The organism is Streptomyces daqingensis, assembly GCF_014645895.1.
In the GTDB taxonomy this organism is placed as follows: Bacteria; Actinomycetota; Actinomycetes; order Streptomycetales; family Streptomycetaceae; genus Streptomyces; species Streptomyces daqingensis.
The window spans coordinates 1-16,589 of sequence record NZ_BMMP01000010.1 but is presented as its reverse complement, the minus strand read 5'-3'; the positions used below and the strand labels follow the sequence as shown (position 1 = coordinate 16,589).

At 73.0% G+C, this 16,589-nt stretch carries 18 protein-coding genes and 1 pseudogene; 4 read left to right on the top strand and 15 right to left on the bottom strand.

What is annotated here, in order from left to right; translation table 11 throughout:
* Window positions 1-107: 107 nt before the first annotated feature.
* The 9 genes and pseudogenes from trpA to hisI form a co-directional block, all read right to left on the bottom strand.
* On the bottom strand, window positions 108-977 hold the full coding sequence (trpA, locus tag IEY56_RS15930; RefSeq protein ID WP_189037868.1) for a tryptophan synthase subunit alpha: 870 nt from the start codon (window positions 975-977) through the stop codon (window positions 108-110).
* A complete protein-coding gene (gene trpB / locus IEY56_RS15925; protein ID WP_189037867.1) occupies window positions 974-2,209 on the bottom strand; it encodes a tryptophan synthase subunit beta in 1,236 nt (411 codons plus the stop codon). Before trpB ends, trpA begins: the two co-directional genes overlap by 4 nt.
* Window positions 2,210-2,526: 317 nt before the next feature.
* Window positions 2,527-2,781, bottom strand: coding sequence for a tryptophan biosynthesis modulator TrpM (trpM, locus tag IEY56_RS28490; protein WP_373292097.1), 255 nt, complete (start codon window positions 2,779-2,781; stop codon window positions 2,527-2,529).
* Window positions 2,782-2,787: 6 nt separating this feature from the next.
* A complete protein-coding gene (gene trpC, locus IEY56_RS15920; protein ID WP_189037866.1) occupies window positions 2,788-3,597 on the bottom strand; it encodes an indole-3-glycerol phosphate synthase TrpC in 810 nt (269 codons plus the stop codon).
* A 175-nt stretch (window positions 3,598-3,772) separates the two neighbouring features.
* Window positions 3,773-4,210 (bottom strand): DUF2752 domain-containing protein, encoded by a 438-nt coding sequence (locus tag IEY56_RS15915; protein ID WP_189038044.1) that lies wholly within the window; start codon window positions 4,208-4,210, stop codon window positions 3,773-3,775.
* On the bottom strand, window positions 4,207-4,452 hold the full coding sequence (locus IEY56_RS15910; protein ID WP_189037865.1) for an HGxxPAAW family protein: 246 nt from the start codon (window positions 4,450-4,452) through the stop codon (window positions 4,207-4,209). Before IEY56_RS15910 ends, IEY56_RS15915 begins: the two co-directional genes overlap by 4 nt.
* 189 nt (window positions 4,453-4,641) lie before the next feature.
* Window positions 4,642-5,328: pseudogene (locus IEY56_RS15905) on the bottom strand (TIGR02234 family membrane protein); the annotation flags it as partial.
* 287 nt (window positions 5,329-5,615) lie between these two features.
* Complete coding sequence (locus tag IEY56_RS15900; RefSeq protein WP_189037863.1) at window positions 5,616-7,157, bottom strand: anthranilate synthase component I; 1,542 nt, start codon at window positions 7,155-7,157, stop codon at window positions 5,616-5,618.
* A 21-nt stretch (window positions 7,158-7,178) separates the two neighbouring features.
* Window positions 7,179-7,619, bottom strand: coding sequence for a phosphoribosyl-AMP cyclohydrolase (gene hisI / locus IEY56_RS15895; RefSeq protein WP_229711931.1), 441 nt, complete (start codon window positions 7,617-7,619; stop codon window positions 7,179-7,181).
* A 230-nt stretch (window positions 7,620-7,849) separates the two neighbouring features.
* On the opposite strand from hisI, the gene IEY56_RS15890 reads away from it, so the two are divergent.
* The gene (locus IEY56_RS15890) at window positions 7,850-8,482 is read left to right on the top strand and encodes a TIGR03085 family metal-binding protein (protein ID WP_189037862.1); all 633 of its coding nucleotides are present in this window, start codon (window positions 7,850-7,852) and stop codon (window positions 8,480-8,482) included.
* Window positions 8,483-8,606: 124 nt separating this feature from the next.
* Here IEY56_RS15890 and IEY56_RS15885 read toward each other — a convergent pair whose 3' ends face one another.
* The 3 genes from IEY56_RS15885 to IEY56_RS15875 form a co-directional block, all read right to left on the bottom strand.
* Entirely contained in the window at window positions 8,607-9,917 is a 1,311-nt protein-coding gene (locus tag IEY56_RS15885; protein WP_189037861.1) for an MFS transporter, read from the bottom strand.
* Entirely contained in the window at window positions 9,914-10,504 is a 591-nt protein-coding gene (locus IEY56_RS15880; RefSeq protein ID WP_189037860.1) for an ArsR/SmtB family transcription factor, read from the bottom strand. The genes IEY56_RS15885 and IEY56_RS15880 overlap by 4 nt, the downstream gene beginning before the upstream one ends.
* 166 nt (window positions 10,505-10,670) lie before the next feature.
* Window positions 10,671-11,552: a LysR family transcriptional regulator gene (locus IEY56_RS15875; RefSeq protein WP_045864184.1), complete on the bottom strand. Its 882-nt coding sequence runs from the start codon at window positions 11,550-11,552 to the stop codon at window positions 10,671-10,673.
* 92 nt (window positions 11,553-11,644) lie between these two features.
* Here IEY56_RS15875 and IEY56_RS15870 point away from each other — a divergent pair, with 92 nt between their 5' ends.
* Genes IEY56_RS15870 through IEY56_RS15860 form a run of 3 tightly spaced genes read left to right on the top strand, consistent with a single transcriptional unit; the run spans window position 11,645 to window position 15,104 of the window.
* On the top strand, window positions 11,645-12,391 hold the full coding sequence (locus tag IEY56_RS15870) for a succinate dehydrogenase cytochrome b subunit (protein WP_189037859.1): 747 nt from the start codon (window positions 11,645-11,647) through the stop codon (window positions 12,389-12,391).
* Window positions 12,392-12,396: 5 nt separating this feature from the next.
* Window positions 12,397-14,352: a fumarate reductase/succinate dehydrogenase flavoprotein subunit gene (locus IEY56_RS15865; protein ID WP_189037858.1), complete on the top strand. Its 1,956-nt coding sequence runs from the start codon at window positions 12,397-12,399 to the stop codon at window positions 14,350-14,352.
* Window positions 14,349-15,104: a succinate dehydrogenase/fumarate reductase iron-sulfur subunit gene (locus tag IEY56_RS15860; RefSeq protein WP_189037857.1), complete on the top strand. Its 756-nt coding sequence runs from the start codon at window positions 14,349-14,351 to the stop codon at window positions 15,102-15,104. Before IEY56_RS15865 ends, IEY56_RS15860 begins: the two co-directional genes overlap by 4 nt.
* A gap of 88 nt (window positions 15,105-15,192) precedes the next feature.
* Here IEY56_RS15860 and IEY56_RS15855 read toward each other — a convergent pair whose 3' ends face one another.
* The 3 genes from IEY56_RS15855 to IEY56_RS28850 are packed head-to-tail and all read right to left on the bottom strand — an operon-like array spanning window position 15,193 to window position 16,352.
* Window positions 15,193-15,783, bottom strand: a complete 591-nt coding sequence (locus IEY56_RS15855) for a nitrile hydratase subunit alpha (RefSeq protein WP_189037856.1) — start codon at window positions 15,781-15,783, stop codon at window positions 15,193-15,195.
* A gap of 1 nt (window position 15,784) precedes the next feature.
* Entirely contained in the window at window positions 15,785-16,093 is a 309-nt protein-coding gene (locus IEY56_RS28855) for an SH3-like domain-containing protein (protein ID WP_189037855.1), read from the bottom strand.
* On the bottom strand, window positions 16,086-16,352 hold the full coding sequence (locus IEY56_RS28850) for an SH3-like domain-containing protein (protein WP_189037854.1): 267 nt from the start codon (window positions 16,350-16,352) through the stop codon (window positions 16,086-16,088). Before IEY56_RS28850 ends, IEY56_RS28855 begins: the two co-directional genes overlap by 8 nt.
* Window positions 16,353-16,589 lie beyond the last annotated feature (237 nt).

The following is a 16,589-nucleotide window of genomic DNA, read 5'->3' as shown; positions in this document are numbered from 1 at the left end:
CCGAAAGAGCGAGCATCCCAAACAGCGGTACGGGACGGCGGCCGGGCGCCGCCGCCCCGTCTCCGAGACGAGCGCCCGCGCGGGTGCGCGCGGGCCTCAGAACGCGGTCACCTCGCGCGCCGCCGCACTCCCTCGGCGAGTTCACCGGCCAGCGCCTTCACGCCCGCCAGCCCCGCCTCCAGGTCGTCCCCGTGCGCGAGCAGTTGCTTGACGAACGCCGAGCCGACGATGACACCGTCGGCGAACTGGGCGACCTCCTCGGCCTGTCGGGCGTTGGAGACGCCGAGGCCGACGCAGACCGGCAGCCCCGTCGTCGCCTTCGTCCGCTCGACGAGGTCCTGCGCCTCCCTGCCCACGGACTCCCGCGTGCCGGTGACCCCCATCAGGGAAGCGGCGTAGACGAAGCCGCTGCCGGCCTCGGTGATCTTCGCCAAGCGCTCGTCCTTGCTGCTCGGCGCGACCACGAACACCGTCGCCAGGCCGTGCTCCGCGGCGGCGCGGCGCCAGGCCCCGGACTCCTCGACCGGCAGATCGGGGAGGATGCAGCCCGCCCCGCCCGCCTCGGCCAGTTCGGCGGCGAACCGCTCGACGCCGTAGCGGTCGACGGGGTTCCAGTACGTCATGCACAGCACGGGCTTGCCCGTCGCCGCGTGCGCCTCCCGGACCGTGCGCACGACGTCGGCGATCCGGACGCCGCCGCGCAGCGCGATGTCGTCCGCGGTCTGGATGACGGGGCCGTCCAGGACCGGGTCGCTGTGGGGCAGCCCCACCTCGACCACGTCGCAGCCGCTCTCCAGGAGCGTGACGCACGCCCGCACACCGCCGTCGACGGTGGGGAAGCCCGCGGGCAGGTAGCCGACCAGCGCCGCGCGGTTCTCCGAACGGGCCCGCGCCAGCGCGGAGTCCAGCAGCCCGATGTTCCCGGTCCCGGCGGCGGTGTCCGCGCCGCCCCCGGTGCCTGCCGACTGTCCGCTCACTTGTCCGCCCCCTCGTCGTAGAGCCCGAAGTAACGAGCCGCGCTGTCCATGTCCTTGTCGCCGCGGCCGGAGAGATTCACCAGGATCAGGCCGTCGGGGCCCAGTTCGGCACCGAGGTCCAGCGCGCCCGCCAGCGCGTGCGCGCTCTCGATTGCCGGGATGATGCCCTCCGTCTCGCACAGCAGCCGCAGCGCCCGCATGGCCTGGTCGTCCGTGACGGGGCGGTACTCGCCGCGTCCGGACTCCTTCAGGTACGCGTGCTCCGGCCCGATCCCCGGGTAGTCCAGCCCGGCCGAGATCGAGTACGGCTCGGTGATCTGCCCCTCGTCGTCCTGCAGCACGAAGCTGCGCGAACCGTGCAGGATGCCCGGCTCCCCGACGGAGAGCGTCGCCGCGTGCTCGCCGGACTCGACGCCGTGCCCGGCGGCCTCCAGGCCGACGATCCGCACGTCCTCATCCGGCAGGAACGCGTGAAAGAGCCCGATGGCGTTGGAGCCGCCGCCGACGCACGCGGCCACGGCGTCCGGCAGCCGGCCGGCGCGCTCGACGATCTGGCGGCGGGCCTCGACCCCGATCACGCGGTGGAAGTCGCGGACCAGGCGCGGGAAGGGGTGCGGACCGGCGACCGTGCCGAACAGGTAGTGCGTGCGGTCCACGTTGGCGACCCAGTCGCGGAACGCCTCGTTGATGGCGTCCTTCAGCGTCCGGCTGCCGGAGGTGACGGGCACGACCTCGGCGCCGAGGATGCGCATGCGCGCCACGTTCAGGGCCTGCCGCTGCGTGTCGATCTCGCCCATGTAGACGGTGCATTCGAGACCGAAGAGGGCGCAGGCCGTCGCGGTCGCCACGCCGTGCTGGCCCGCGCCGGTCTCGGCGATGACGCGGGTCTTGCCCATGCGCTTCGTCAGCAGGGCCTGGCCCAGCACGTTGTTGATCTTGTGCGATCCGGTGTGGTTGAGGTCCTCGCGCTTGAGGAAGACCCGCGCGCCGCCCGCGTGCTGCGCGAAGCGCGGCACCTCGGTCAGCGGGCTGGGCCTGCCCGTGTAGTGGACCAGCAGGTCCTCCAGCTCGGCGGTGAAGGCCGGGTCGGCCTTCGCCTTCTCGTACTCGACGGCGACCTCGTCCACGGCGGCGACGAGCGCCTCCGGGATGAACTTGCCGCCGAAGGCACCGAAGTAGCCCCGGGCGTCGGGGACCCTGCCCTCGGGATCGGGAATGAAGTAGTCGGACATCCGACGTCGCTCCTCGCAGAAAAAGGGGACGGCCGGCCACGCGCACGATGGCGCGCGACCGGGAAATTCGTTCGTGATCGCTGGTGGCGTATACGCCGCAGCGGGCTGTCGTCGTCCGGCGTCGCGTGACGGCTCGGCCGCGCGCTTGCCGGACGGCCGAGCCGGCCGCTTCAGGTTCGTGCCGCGGCGGCCTCGCCGGCGGGGCGCGCGCCACGGCTCGGCGACGACGGCGCAGTCACGCGTGTGCCACGCCCGTAGGCCCCGTCAGCCGGACACCGCCGGCACTGACGGGAGGTCACCTCGGCGGGAGAGGGCGATCAGGCCGCGGAAAGGCGCGCGCCGGACGGGCGCCATCGGCGCCCGTTGATCTGACCCGGTTCGCAGCCGATGTGATACCGCACCCGGCGGCCGTGCACCCGCCTCGCGGGCGCCCTGCACCCCCGTGGGCGGCACCCGCGCGCCAGAGCCGCGTACGGCCCCGCTCCGGCTCCGTGGCGCCGCAGCCCGGACGGCACGGAGCAGCTCCGGCCGGAGTCCGTACCGGGGCCGGGGCGTCGGCGGGCGATGGCCATCAGGGCTCAGCCCCTGCCGTGCCGCAGCGCCGGGTGGGCGCCGGCGGCGACCAGATCCGCGACGGCCGTCTTCGGGTCCTTGCCGGTGACGAGGGACTCGCCGACGAGCACGGCGTCCGCACCCTCGTTGGCGTAGGCGATCAGGTCGTGCGGACCGCGGACGCCGGACTCGGCGACCTTGACGATGTGCGCGGGGAGCTCCGGCGCGATGCGGGAGAAGTTGTCGCGGTCGACCTCGAGCGTCTTGAGATTACGCGCGTTGATCCCGACGATGCGCGCACCGGCGTCCAGAGCACGCTGCGCCTCGTCCTCGTCGTGCGCCTCGACCAGCGGGGTCAGTCCGATCGACTCGGACCGTTCGATCAGCGAGACCAGAGCCTCCTGCTCCAGGGCGGCGACGATCAGCAGCACGACGTCGGCGCCGTGCGCCCGCGCCTCCCAGAGCTGGTACGACGAGAACACGAAGTCCTTGCGGAGCACGGGGATGTCGACCTTCGCCCTGACGGCCTCGAGGTCGGCGAGCGACCCGCCGAAGCGGCGCTGCTCGGTGAGGACCGAGACGACGGCGGCGCCGCCGGCCTCGTAGTCCGCCGCCAGCCCGGCGGGGTCCGCGATCGCGGCGAGCGCGCCCTTCGAGGGGCTGGAGCGCTTGACCTCGCAGATCACCTTCACGCTGTCGCCCTTGAGGGCGGCGACGCCGTCCTTCGCGGGCGGGGCGGCCGCGGCGCGCTCCTTGAGTTCGTCGAGGCTGACGCGCGCCTGCCGTTCGGCAAGGTCTTCACGCACGCCTTCGATGATCTCGTCGAGCACACTCACGCGAGCGGCCTCCTTCTTGCTGGGACCGGCCTGCGCACAAGGCACGAAGGCCGGTCGGAACGGGCAGTGCGATGCTATCGGGCCTGAGCCGGAGGTCTCGCATCCGGTTGGCTCGAACTGCGTATTCGGGACAGAGCACCCGGTTGTACGCTCCGTCGCGCGCGTGCGGCGCCGCTCACGGTGCGAGCGAGGTGCCCACCGGCATGTTCCGCACGACCGTGAAGATCAGCGCCGCGATCCCCAGCGCCCACCAGTGCGGGCTGCGCAGCGGCACCGTCACCGGCCTCGACCGCAGCACGCGCACCACCCAGAACACCACGAACACGGCGAAGAGTGCGAATCCGAGCACTGCCAGGGCGTTCGCGCCCAGGGCGGCCGCCACGTCACCGTGCGCGAGGGCGTGGGCGCTGCGCAGTCCGCCGCATCCGGGGCAGTAGACGCCGGTCAGCGCCAGCAGCGGGCAGACGGGATAGTGGCCGGGCTCGTTGGGGTCGACGGACCCCACGTAGGCGAAAGCCGCGCCGGCGACCGCGACGGCGGCGCCAGGCGCGACGAGCCGGGACGCCGGCGAAGCGGGCCGGCGCCCCGCGGGAGCGGGCTCCCGCCCGTTCAGGACGACTGCTCCTGCGGCTGGGCGCCGCGCCGGCCGTTCTTGGGACCGGGCTTGGACTGCCCGAGGCCCGCGGCCCGCATCAGCGCGCCGACGACACCGCCCGCGGCGATCACGGCCAGCCCGGCGACGAATCCCACAGGCTCGGCCAGGACCGTGTAGATCCCCGAGATGCAGAACCCGATGAAGACGATCGTGACGCCCGTCCACGCCGCCAGGGTGTGACCGTGGCTGTTCCCCGCCATGTGTGCTCCTCGTAGTCCAACCGACTTCCGGCGAGCGGACCGTCGGGCCCGCCCGCACCCCATTCTCCCTCTCCCCCGCGCGGCGGCCTCGCCAGGGGTGCGCTCGCGGGCGAGGCGTGCGGACGCCCCGCCGTCAGCACCTTCTCCGTCCCGCCGCCCACGGGGAGGCGGCGCGCAGGGGCGACGCGCTCAGGCGGAGCGGGGAGGAGTGCCCCCGGTGGGGTCCTCGCCGCGGTCGAGCGCCTTCCACATGTCCTCGGGACGGTCCGGGTCCACGGCGGCCGGAACTCCGCGCGGCCTGCGGGAGGTCCGCTCGTACCGCGAGCTCCCCGACATCGACGGCCACTGGGTCCCGTACCGCACGGCCAGAACGCCCGCGAGCAGCAGCAGCACGCCGCCCGCTGCCGAGAGGTACGGCCAGGCGGTCACGTGCACCGCCTCGATGGTGCTCTGCGTGAGGCCGCTGGTCTCCGCCGCCTTCTCCACGAGCGGCGCCCGGTCGTCCGCGCTGAGCAGCGGCGTGGCGAGGGTGCCGGCACCGCACATCGTCAGCAGCCCCGCGACCACGGCGCGGCTCTTGCGCCGCACCGCGAGGACCGCGACCAGGGCGGCCAGCCCGACCAGGGCGAGCGCGCTGGGCAGGCCCGTGACGTCGCCGCCCTTGGCCTGCACCGGCACCTGTCCCTGCGCGAAGGACGCCGTGGCCTCGCTCCACACCTGCCCGCCGGCGACGAGCGCAGCGGCCGCGCCGGCCGCGCCGAGCAGCAGCGCGACGCCGAGGGCGCGCCCGGCCGCGCGGGAGCGGGCGGCGGCGGGTGACGCGGGCCGCTTGCTGCCGCCGGGCGCGGACGCGTCTCCCGCGGATCTCCCGGCGGGGGCCCCGGGAGCGGCCTGGGCGGAGCCGGCACGGGGGCCGGATTCGCCGCCCGGTTCGGCGCCGGGTTCGGCAGCGGATTCGCCGACGGCGCCGGAGCCGCTGCCGGCCCCGTTCTCGTCCGCGGTCGCGGTCGCGGTCTCACTCGCGGTCGCGGTCTCGTCCGCGGCCGTTGCGCCGGTCTCGGTGCCGGACTCGGTGCCGGTTTCGCGGCGGGTTTCGCTGCCGGGTTCGGTGTCGGGGGTGGGGTCCTTCGCGCTGTCCGATGAGCGTGCCGGTGGTACGGAAGTCACCCGTCCACGCTACCGCCGAGCTTTTCGGCGCTGCGGACCGCCCTGAGGACGGCTGCCGCCTTGTTGCGGCACTCGGTGTCCTCCGCGACGGGGTCCGAATCGGCGACCACACCCGCGCCCGCCTGCACGTATGCCGTGCCCTGCCGCAGCAGCGCCGTGCGGATCGCGATGGCCATGTCCGCGTCCCCCGCGAAGTCCAGGTAGCCGACGCAACCGCCGTACACGCCGCGCCTGGTGGGCTCCAGCTCCTCGATGATCTGCAGCGCCCTCGGCTTCGGCGCTCCGGAGAGCGTGCCGGCCGGGAAGCACGCGGCCAGGGCGTCGTAGGCGGTCCGGCCCTCGCCGAGGCGGCCCGTCACCGTCGAGACGATGTGCATGACGTGGCTGTAGCGCTCGATCGACATGAAGTCGACGACCTCGACGCTCCCCGGCGCGCACACCTTGCCCAGGTCGTTGCGCCCGAGGTCGACCAGCATCAGGTGCTCCGCCCGCTCCTTCGGGTCGGCGAGCAGCTCCTCGGCCAGGGCAGTGTCCTGCTGCGGGGTCTGGCCCCGCGGCCGGGTGCCGGCGATGGGGTGCATCATCGCCTGGCCGTCCTCGACCTTCACCAGCGCTTCCGGGCTCGACCCGACCACGTCGAAGCCGCTCCTGCCGTCGGCGCCGTCCGCGAAGCGGAAGAGGTACATGTACGGGCTGGGGTTGGTCGCGCGCAGCACCCGGTAGACGTCGAGAGCCGCGGCCGTGCAGGGCGTCTCGAACCGCTGCGACGGCACGACCTGGAAGGCCTCGCCGGCCCGGATGCGCTCCTTGATGTCCTCGACCCACGCCTGGTAGGTCGCGCCCCCCGAGCGGGCCGTGAACTCCGGGAGCTGCGACGGGGGCAGCACGGCGGGAGCCGCCGCCGGCACGGGGCGGGCGAGGTCCTCCGCCATGGCGTCGAGCCGGGAGACGGCGTCCGCGTACGCCTCGTCGACACCGGTGTCGAGGTCGTTGTGGTTGATGGCGTTGGCGATGAGCATCACCGTGCCGTCGCGGTGGTCGAGCACCGCCAGGTCGGAGGCGAGCAGCATCGTCAGCTCGGGCAGGGCCAGGTCGTCGGCCGTCGTCTCGCTCTCGCCGACCTTCTCCAGCCTGCGCACGACGTCGTAACCGAGGTAGCCGACCATCCCCCCGGTGAACGGCGGGAGATCGGTGTCCTCGTGCAGGTCGCGCGGGGTGTGCAGGGCCTCGACGGTCTCGCGCAGGACCTGCAGCGGATCGCCCTCCGTGGGGACGCCGACGGGCGGGGCGCCGAGCCACTGGGCAGACCCGTCGCGCACGGTGAGGGTGGCGGCGCTGCGCACGCCGATGAAGGAGTAGCGCGACCACGTCCTGTTGTTCTCCGCCGACTCCAGCAGGAACGTCCCCGTCCGCTCGGCGGCGAGTTTGCGGTACAGCGCGATGGGGGTGTCGCAGTCCACGAGCAGGCGCCGGGTCACGGGGATGACCCTGCGGTCCTTCGCGAGCGTACGGAAGGCGTGGAGATCCGGAGTCGTCATGTGCGGTGACCTTAGTTGCCGTCAGTGCCGGTTGCCGTCAGCGGTCCGCGGCGACCGCCCCCGGGTGGACTCTTCCGGGCCCGGCTGGGGCGTGTCCCGCACGACCGGGGCCAGTTCACCGGCGTCGAAGCAGGTGCGGTCACCGGTGTGGCATGCGGCCCCGACCTGGTCGACCTTGACGAGCACCGTGTCGCCGTCGCAGTCGAGAGCGACACCGCGCACGTACTGCACGTGGCCCGAGGTGTCGCCCTTCGCCCAGTACTCGCGGCGGCTGCGGCTGTAGTACGTGGCGCGCCCGGTGGTGAGCGTCCGGTGCAGGGCCTCGTCGTCCATCCAGCCGAGCATCAGGACCTCGCCGGTGTCGTACTGCTGGGCGACGGCGGGGAAGAGGCCGTCGGCGTTGCGCTTGAGGCGCGCGGCGACCGCGGGGTCGAGGGCGCTGGCGGGAGGTCGTGCAGGCATGACGCCATTGTCCCTCATCAGGGGACCGGCCGACGCCGCGCGGAACGGCCGCCGCCGCGGCTCACGACGGCGCCCCCGGCACGTCCGCCCGCGCCCGGTGCGGCGCCGGGCCCGCGGGGCGGCCGCTCCCGCCCCGCCGGGCGGCCGCCGCGGCGCCGGTTATCGGGCAGTTGGGGGCGCGGCGCCCCAAATCGCCGCCGCCACGGGCCGCCGGTCGTACGCTTGGCGGCATGTCGACCCATGCCAAGCGTGAACGTCTCATCCTGGCCGATCTGTTGGAGAGCAGCGGGCCTGAGGCCCCGACCCTGTGCGAAGGCTGGAAGGCCCGGGACCTGGCCGCGCACGTGGTAGTACGGGAGCGCCGTGCCGACGCGGCGGCCGGCGCCCTCATCAAGCCGCTGGCGCAGCGCCGGGACCGGGTGCACGGGGAGTTCACCTCCAAGCCGTACGAAGAGCTGATCCAGCTCATCCGCACCGGGCCGCCCCGCTCGTCCCCCTTCGCGCTCAAGCAGGTCGACGAGGCGGCGAACACCATCGAGTTCTACATCCACGCCGAGGACGTCCGCCGTGCCGCCCTCGACTGGACTCCGCGCGAGCTGGACTCCGTCTTCCAGGACGCCCTGTGGAAGCGCCTGGAGGGCACCGCCCGCGTCTTCGGCCGCAAGTCGCCGGTCGGGCTCGTGCTGCGCCGGCCCAACGGGCAGACGGTGGTCGCCCGCAAGGGCACGCCGGTCGTCACCGTCACCGGGGAGCCCGGCGAGCTCGTGCTGTACGTCTCGGGGCGCCAGCGCGTCGCGCGCGTGGAGACCGAGGGCGAGAAGGAAGCCGTGGCGCGGGCGCACGAAGCGCAGTTGGGGATCTAGGAGAGTCACGCAGGGGCCGCGTTCCCACGCGCGGACCGATCGCACGGCGGCAGGCGTCACCAGGCCTGCCGCCGTGCGCGCTTCCCGGCGTCGCATCGCGAACACCGCGTCCCCGCACCGCCGTTCACCCCCCGGCCCCGGAACCCGCCCGCGCAGCCCGCCCTCCGGCCCGCACCGTGCGCGTACGCGGCAGCTCCGCCCGGCGGACTGCCGGTGAGGCGAGGGCGACCGCGGCGCCCAGCGTGCCGAGTACGCCGCAGAGCGCGTACACGAAACCGGTCCCCCACGCCGCCGCCGCGGCGCCGAAGAGCGGGTAGCTCAGCGGGGAGACGCCGAAGGCGCTCAGGCTCGTCACCGAGGTGACCCTGCCCAGATAGGCGGGGTCGGCCGCCGTCTGGACGAGACCGCTCGAGAGCCCGCCGGAGACCGAGCCGACCAGCCCCGACGCGCCGGCCGCCGCGACCGCTCCGCCGAGCGTCGGCGCCAGCCCCACCGCCGCGATCCCCGCCGACGCTCCGAGCAGGGCGGCAGGCTGCACGAGCCCGGCGCGCGGCAGCCTGCCCAGCACCGTGACGGCCAGAGCGCTCAGGGCCGCTCCGGCACCGAAGGCGCTGACGATCCAGGCCATGCCCGAAGCGCCCCAGCCACGCTCGCCGGCGAGCAGCACCAGACCGACGTTGAGCGGCCCGTTCAGTGCGAACTCGCTCAGCGCGCCGCTGAGCAGGAGCGGACGGAGGAGCCTGTGGCGGCGCACGTAGCGCAGCCCGTCCGTCAAGTCCCGCCAGGGAGAGGCACGTTCGGCGTCAGGGACCGCGCCCGCCGGCTCGTCGGCGGGCGGGGGCGCGAGGCGTACGGCGGTCAGCAGCACCAGTGAGACGGCGAAGAGCGTTCCCGCGAGCGCGAACGCCGCGGCGGCACCGCCCACGCCCATCGCGAAGCCGCCGAGCGGCGGCCCGGTGGTGTTGCCGATGCGGATGGCGAGCGCGCGCATGCCCTGGACGCGGGCGAGCTGGCTTCTGCCCGTGATGCGGGGCGGGAGCGCGCCTACGGCGGGCATGAACAGGGCGTCCACGGCGCCGAAGACGAGAGCCACGGCCACGAGCAGCCCCAGCCCCGGAGCCGCGAACACCAGCGAGAAGGCGACGGCCAGGACGACCGCGCAGCGCACGGCGTCGCTCCCGATGACGACGCGCCGGGGACCGAGGCGGTCCGCGAGAACGCCGCCACCGAGCATGAGTACGGCGCGGGGCACGGCCGCCGCTGCCATCACCATGCCGGTCTGCGCCGGAGTCGCGACCTGCTGCGCCGTCCAGCCCAGTGCCAGGAAGTAGACGTTGTCGCCGACGCTGGAGGCCGCGTACGCGACGAGCCACCGCAGGACGTTCCCGTCCCGGTAGGCGGGGCGTGCGGCGGGCGCGGCGCCCCCGTGGCTCATCGCCGGAAGGGGAAGCCGTAGAGGTGGAGGGCGACGTGCTCGCGTCCTTCGGTGTCCCCCGCCGCTTCGGCCTCGCGCCCGCGCTCCTTCCAGCGTTCGGCCAGCGCGCTGAACTCCTCGGCCGCCTGGCGGAGTTCGGAGGCGGTGAGGCGGGGGAGGTACTCGGAGCTGAAGGCCGCGTCCGACCACTCCCGCGGCCAGGCGTGCGACTCGTCCACGTAGGCGGTGTAGCGCGCGTACCGCGTGTCCTGGAGCCGCCGGACCACGACTGTCGCCACCGCGGCACCTTCGGGGTTGTCCGCGAAGTCGGACGTCCGGAAGGTGAAGGCGTTCTCCTCCGACGGACGCCACCACCGCTCACGGCCGTCCGGACGCTCCCCTTCGGCCTCCTCGATGAAGCCGTGCGCGGCCATCTTCCGCAGGTGGTAGCTGACGAGCGAGACGGCCTCGTCCACCTGGTCGGCGAGCTGCGAGGCCGTGGCGGCGCCCGCGACGTTGAGCGCGCGCCAGAGCTCTATTCGCAGGGGGTGCGTGAAGACCTTGAGCGCCGCGAGTTCGGTGATGCGGCGGGATTCCTGTCCGGACATGGTCAGAACGTAGAAGCGGAACGGAAGTTGCGCAATAAGTGTTGCGCAACTTTTCTTGCGTACCTTTACGCGCCGCTGCCTCCCGACCCCTTCCCGGCCCCTCGTCGTCCCTGTCAACGCCGGTCAGCACCTGTCAACGCCCCGCGCACCGACCGGACTCGGCGGCCTACCGCACCGACCTCTCGATGATCCGCTGGAGTTCGCGTGCCGCACGTGGCGGCGAGACGTCGCTGCGGTGGGCGACCGAGATCGTGCGGTGCAGGCCGGGGCGGGCGAACGGCGTGACGCGCAGGCCCGAGCGGTCGGCGACCATGCGGGGTACGACGGCGATGCCCAGGCCCGCCCGTACGAAGCCGAGCACGGCGTCCATCTCGCCGCCCTCGACGGTGAATTCGGGCTCGAATCCCTCGGCGCGGCAGGCGGCGAGAGTGAACTCCCGCAGGTCGTAGCCGCGCCGGAACATCGCCAGCGGGTGTTCGCGCAGGTCCGCGACGCGCAGGGCACGCCTGCGGACGGGCGGGGGCCCGGCAGGCGCGGAGACGGCGACCAGCTCCTCGCGCAGCAGCTCGGCCGTGGTCAGCGCCGGCGCCTGGACGGGGAGCGGGGTGATGACGAGCGCGAGGTCGAGTTCGCCTTCCGCGAGGACGCGGACCAGGTCCTGCGAGCCCCCCTCGTGGACGTGGAGCTCCACGCCGGGGTAGCGGGCGTGGAAGTCGCGCAGCACGTCCGGAACGAGGCTGGCGCACAGGCTGGGCGGCGCACCGAGACGCACTCGCCCGCCGCGCAGCCGGGCGACCTCCTGCACCTCGCGGCGCGCGGTCTCGGTGTCGGCGAGGATGCGCCGGGCGAGGGGCAGCAGGGCCTCCCCCGCGTCGGTGAGGCCGATGTGGCCGCGGGCCCGGTGGAACAGCTCGGCGCCCAGCTCCCGCTCCAGCGCACGGATCTGCTGCGAGAGGGACGGCTGGGCCACGTGCACCGCCTCGGCAGCCCGGGTGAAGTGCCTGGTGTCCGCGACGGCGGTGAAGTACCGGAGCTGGTGCAGCTGCATACGGCCAGCATAGGTCTCGATAGGCTTTGCCTATCGAAATAAGCTCCAGCCTCTCTTGGACTAATCGCCGGAGCCTCCTTAACGTCGGCCGCATGGCAACGGCGACAGGACCCCGCCCCACAGGCCCGGAGGCCTCCCGGAAACCCCGGGAGGCCCTGCGGCCGAGGACGTGGCCAGGCAGGCTGTGGGGCTCGACCATCGGCAAGAAGGCCGTCATGGCGGTCAGCGGCCTGATCATGCTGCTGTACCTGGTCGTGCACATGCTGGCCAACCTCAAGATCTTCTTCGGGGCGGCCGACTTCAACGGCTACGCGCACTGGCTCCGCACCGTCGGCGAGCCCTTCCTCCACCACGAGTGGTTCCTCTGGTCGGCACGGTTGGTGCTGCTGGCGGCCGTCACCGCTCACGCCGTCTCCGCGTACCAGCTCAGCCGCCTGGACCGCGCGGCACGGCCGCAGCGGTACGTCCACCGGCGGCGCCGCGCGAGCTACGCCACGCGCACGATGCGGTGGGGCGGCGTCATCCTCGGGCTCTTCGTCGTCTGGCACGTGCTCGACCTCACGACTCTCACCGTCAACGAGCGCGCCGCGCCGGGACGTCCGTACGAGAACGTCGTGGCGACCTTCTCCACCTGGTACGGCAACACCGTCTACCTCGCGGCGATGCTCGCTCTGGGGCTCCACGTCCGGCACGGCTTCTGGAGCGCCGCACAGACCCTCGGGGCCGGGCGGGCCCGCCGGGACCGGGTCCTGAAAGCGACGGCGAACGTGCTGGCGGCCGTCCTGACGCTCGGCTTCGTCTCCGTACCCGTAGGCGTGATGACCGGATTGGTGGGCTGATCGGCATGCACCGGCACCTGGACTACCTCGGCTACCGCACCGGCGAACCGCTGCGCGACACCAAGGCGCCCTCCGGCCCCGTCGCCGGCCGCTGGGACGCCCGCAGGTTCGACGCCGCGCTCGTCAACCCGGCCAACCGCCGCAAGTACACCGTGATCGTCGTCGGGACGGGCCTCGCGGGCGGCTCCGCGGGCGCGACGCTCGCCGAACAGGGCTACCGCGTCGTGCAGTTCTGCTACCAGGACTCGCCGCGCCGCGCGCACTCCGTCGCGGCGCAGGGCGGCATCAACGCCGCGAAGAACTACCGCAACGACGGCGATTCGGTGCACCGCCTCTTCTACGACACCGTGAAGGGCGGCGACTTCCGCGCCCGCGAGTCCAACGTGCACCGCCTCGCGCAGATCTCCGTCGAGATCATCGACCAGTGCGTCGCCCAGGGCGTGCCCTTCGCCCGCGAGTACGGCGGACTCCTCGACACCCGTTCGTTCGGCGGCGTGCAGGTCTCGCGCACGTTCTACGCCCGCGGCCAGACGGGGCAGCAGCTGCTGCTCGGCGCGTACCAGGCCCTCTCCCGCCAGATCGCCGCCGGGAACGTGGAGATGCATCCGCGCACGGAGATGCTCGACCTGATCGTGGTCGGGGGACGCGCCCGCGGCATCGTCGCCCGCGACCTCGTCACCGGCCGCGTCGGCACCTACTTCGCGGACGCCGTCGTCCTCGCCACCGGCGGGTACGGCAACGTCTTCCACCTCTCCACCAACGCCAAGAACTCCAACGCCACGGCCGTCTGGCGCGCGCACAGGCGCGGCGCCCACTTCGCCAACCCGTGCTTCACCCAGATCCACCCCACCTGCATCCCGCGCTCCGGGGACCACCAGTCCAAACTCACGCTGATGAGCGAGTCGTTGCGCAACGACGGACGCATCTGGGTGCCCGCCGCCCACGGCGACGAGCGCCCGCCGGAGCGGATCCCGCACGAGGAGCGGGACTACTACCTGGAGCGGACGTACCCCGCCTTCGGCAACCTCGTGCCGCGCGACATCGCCTCACGCGCGGCGAAGAAGGTCTGCGACGAGGGCCGGGGCGTGGGCCCGGGCGGCCAGGGCGTCTACCTGGACTTCGCCGACGCCCTCGAACGGCTGGGCCGCGCCGCCGTGGAGGAGAGGTACGGCAACCTCTTCGAGATGTACGAGCGGATCACCGCCGAGGACCCGTACACCACGCCCATGCGCATCTACCCCGCGATCCACTACACGATGGGCGGGCTGTGGGTGGACTACGACCTGCAGACCACGGTGCCGGGGCTGTTCGCCATCGGCGAGGCCAACTTCTCCGACCACGGCGCCAACCGGCTGGGCGCGTCCGCCCTCATGCAGGGCCTGGCCGACGGCTACTTCGTGCTGCCCGCGACTCTCGGCGACTTCCTGGCGCGCCACCCGCACGACGAAGTCCCGGACGGGCACCCGGCCGTGGCCGAAGCCGTCGCCTCGGTGACCTCGCGGCTGGAGCACCTGCTCGGCGTCGGCGGCGACCGCACCCCGGAGTCCTTCCACCGGGAGCTCGGCGAACTCCTGTGGGACGAATGCGGGATGGCGAGGTCGGACACCGGGCTCCGCAAGGCCCTGGAGCGGATCCCGTCGCTGCGCGAGGAGTTCTGGCGCCGCGTCACGGTCCCCGGCACCGGAGAGGGGCTCAACCAGTCGCTGGAGAAGGCCAACCGGGTCTCCGACTACCTGGAACTCGCCGAGCTCATGTGCCTGGACGCCCTGCACCGTACCGAGTCCTGCGGCGGCCACTTCCGGGAGGAGAGCCGGACCCCCGACGGCGAAGCCCTGCGCGACGACGAGGAGTTCGCCTACACCGCCGCCTGGGAGCACACCGGCACCGGCACCCCGCCGGTCCTGCACAAGGAAGACCTGGTCTTCGAGTACGTACATCCCACGCAGCGGAGCTACGCATGAGGCTCACCCTGAACATCTGGCGCCAGCCGGACGCCGCCTCCCCCGGCGGCATGCACACGTACGAACTGGACGGCGTCTCACCGGAGATGTCCTTCCTGGAGATGCTGGACACCCTCAACGAGGAGCTGACCCGGCGCGGCGAGGAACCCGTCGCCTTCGACCACGACTGCCGTGAAGGCATCTGCGGCGCGTGCGGAATGGTCATCAACGGGCAGGCCCACGGCCCGGAACGCACCACTGCCTGCCAGCTGCACATGCGGCACTTCTCCGACGGCGAGACCATCGACGTCGAGCCGTGGCGGGCCGCGGCCTTCCCCGTCGTGAAGGACCTCGTCGTGGACCGCGGCGCATTCGACCGTGTCGTCGGCGCCGGCGGCTACATCACGGTCCCGACCGGCTCCGCGCCGGACGCCCACGCGACGCCCGTGCCGAAGCCCGCCGCGGAGACGGCGTTCGAGCACGCCGAGTGCATCGGCTGCGGCGCGTGCGTGGCCGCCTGCCCCAACGGTTCGGCGATGCTCTTCACGTCGGCCAAGGTCAACCATCTGGCCGCGCTGCCGCAGGGTGCCCCCGAACGGGAGTCCAGGGTCCTGCGGATGGTGGAGCAGATGGACGAAGAGGGCTTCGGCGGCTGCACGTTGACGGGCGAATGCGCGACGGCCTGCCCCAAGGGCATCCCGCTCTTCTCCATCTCCTCGATGAACCGCGAGTACCTGCGCGCGGTGCGCAAGGGCGGCGAGGCCACGGACTGACGGGACGACGCGCCCCGGCGAGGAGGGGTGAACAGAGCGAGCAGACAAGCGAGTTGCGCCTCTTGACAAGGGGTGCCTATGCCTCCCGTCAGACAGCGGCGGTGCCGATCAGGCCCTCCCTGGTAACCAGCCCGGCGAGTTCGTCCTCGCTCAGCCCCTCCGTGCCGTCGGGCCGCCGCGGCAGCACCATGTACCGGCTCTCCGCGCTGGAGTCCCACACGGTGACGGCCGTCGTCTCCGGCAACTCGAAGCCGAACTCCGTTAGCACGGAACGGGGTTCGCGCACGACACGCGACCGGTAAGCCTCGCTCTTGTACCAGGAGGGCGACGGCCCGAGCAGCGCCACCGGGTAGCAGCTGCACAGCGTGCAGACCAGCACGTTGTGCGTCTCAGGGGTGTTGGCGACGACCTTCAGCCGCTGCTCCTGGAGCCCTCCGGCCATGGAGAGGCCGACCTCGGGCAGCGCGGCGCCGGCGTCGGCCAGCAGCCGCTCCCGGAAGCCCTCATCGCTCCAGGCACGGGCGGCGATGCGGGCGCCGTTGAGCGGGGTGGCACCCCGCAGCACGGAGGCGAGGACGGCGTCCAGCTCGCCGTCGGTGACGAGGCCGCCCGCCACGAGCCGCTCCTCGAGGCGGCGCACTCGCGCGGCGATCGGGTTGCCTGCGTGCGTTCCGCTCATCTCACGCCTCCTCGTTCGGAGCGTACGGCTCCAGGTATGACTGCCACAGGTCCAGCGTCACCTCGTGACCGCCCTCGCCCCACAGGTCGCGGGCGGCGAAAGCGACGGTGTAGACGGGCTCCACACGCGGCTCCTCCCGGCGCCGTGCGACGTCGTCGGCGAGGGGCCAGCTGCCGGTGACGGACACGACACGTCCGATGCGCCCCCGCGCGTAGGTGGGCAGCCGCGTGTGCCAGTCGGGGTCGACGGCGACGGCGCGGACCTGGTCCCCGGGGGCGAACTGCGCGGGGAGCGCCTCGCGTTCAGCCATCCGCTCCGCCCGCCCCGCCGGTGAGCTCCTCGATCGCGTGCAGCCAGCGCTCGTAGTACGAGGCGGCGAGATACTCCTGCGGCGGCATGCGTTCGACGGCGTCCCGGAATTCGTCGAGGCTGTAGACGCCCCTGCGCACCAGCGAGACGTTCAGCGCATAGACGCGCGCCTCCCAGTCCGCGTGGAAGACGGGTTCGTTCTCCTCCGGCACGACGGGCCCGAAGCCCGTCTGCCCGCCCACGTCGTTCACCCTGCTCATGCTCCGCAGCCTATTCCGGCGACGCGAGGACCGGGAAGCGTCCGGATCTCCAGCGCGGCGTCCGCGAAGATCCAAACCACGTGCCCTAGGCGGTGTCTTCAATTGATCTTGTGTGGTGGATCATGGTCGGGTGATACGTCGCCATGAACTGTCGGATGCCGAGTGGGAGTTCCTGCGCCCGCTGCTGCCCGAGTCGTTGCGTGGGCGGAAACGGTTGGACGATCGAACCGTGCTCAA

Bases quoted from the DNA above. Each gene is read 5' to 3' on its own strand.
- trpB (WP_189037867.1), bottom strand. From the start codon at position 2,209: ATGTCCGACTACTTCATTCCCGATCCCGAGGGCAGGGTCCCCGACGCC.
- trpM (WP_373292097.1), bottom strand. From the start codon at position 2,781: ATGGCCATCGCCCGCCGACGCCCCGGCCCCGGTACGGACTCCGGCCGG.
- IEY56_RS15910 (WP_189037865.1), bottom strand. From the start codon at position 4,452: ATGGCGGGGAACAGCCACGGTCACACCCTGGCGGCGTGGACGGGCGTC.
- IEY56_RS15900 (WP_189037863.1), bottom strand. From the start codon at position 7,157: ATGACGACTCCGGATCTCCACGCCTTCCGTACGCTCGCGAAGGACCGC.
- hisI (WP_229711931.1), bottom strand. From the start codon at position 7,619: ATGCCTGCACGACCTCCCGCCAGCGCCCTCGACCCCGCGGTCGCCGCG.
- IEY56_RS15890 (WP_189037862.1), top strand. From the start codon at position 7,850: ATGTCGACCCATGCCAAGCGTGAACGTCTCATCCTGGCCGATCTGTTG.
- IEY56_RS15885 (WP_189037861.1), bottom strand. From the start codon at position 9,917: ATGAGCCACGGGGGCGCCGCGCCCGCCGCACGCCCCGCCTACCGGGAC.
- IEY56_RS15880 (WP_189037860.1), bottom strand. From the start codon at position 10,504: ATGTCCGGACAGGAATCCCGCCGCATCACCGAACTCGCGGCGCTCAAG.
- IEY56_RS15875 (WP_045864184.1), bottom strand. From the start codon at position 11,552: ATGCAGCTGCACCAGCTCCGGTACTTCACCGCCGTCGCGGACACCAGG.
- IEY56_RS15870 (WP_189037859.1), top strand. From the start codon at position 11,645: ATGGCAACGGCGACAGGACCCCGCCCCACAGGCCCGGAGGCCTCCCGG.
- IEY56_RS15865 (WP_189037858.1), top strand. From the start codon at position 12,397: ATGCACCGGCACCTGGACTACCTCGGCTACCGCACCGGCGAACCGCTG.
- IEY56_RS15860 (WP_189037857.1), top strand. From the start codon at position 14,349: ATGAGGCTCACCCTGAACATCTGGCGCCAGCCGGACGCCGCCTCCCCC.
- IEY56_RS15855 (WP_189037856.1), bottom strand. From the start codon at position 15,783: ATGAGCGGAACGCACGCAGGCAACCCGATCGCCGCGCGAGTGCGCCGC.
- IEY56_RS28855 (WP_189037855.1), bottom strand. From the start codon at position 16,093: ATGGCTGAACGCGAGGCGCTCCCCGCGCAGTTCGCCCCCGGGGACCAG.
- IEY56_RS28850 (WP_189037854.1), bottom strand. From the start codon at position 16,352: ATGAGCAGGGTGAACGACGTGGGCGGGCAGACGGGCTTCGGGCCCGTC.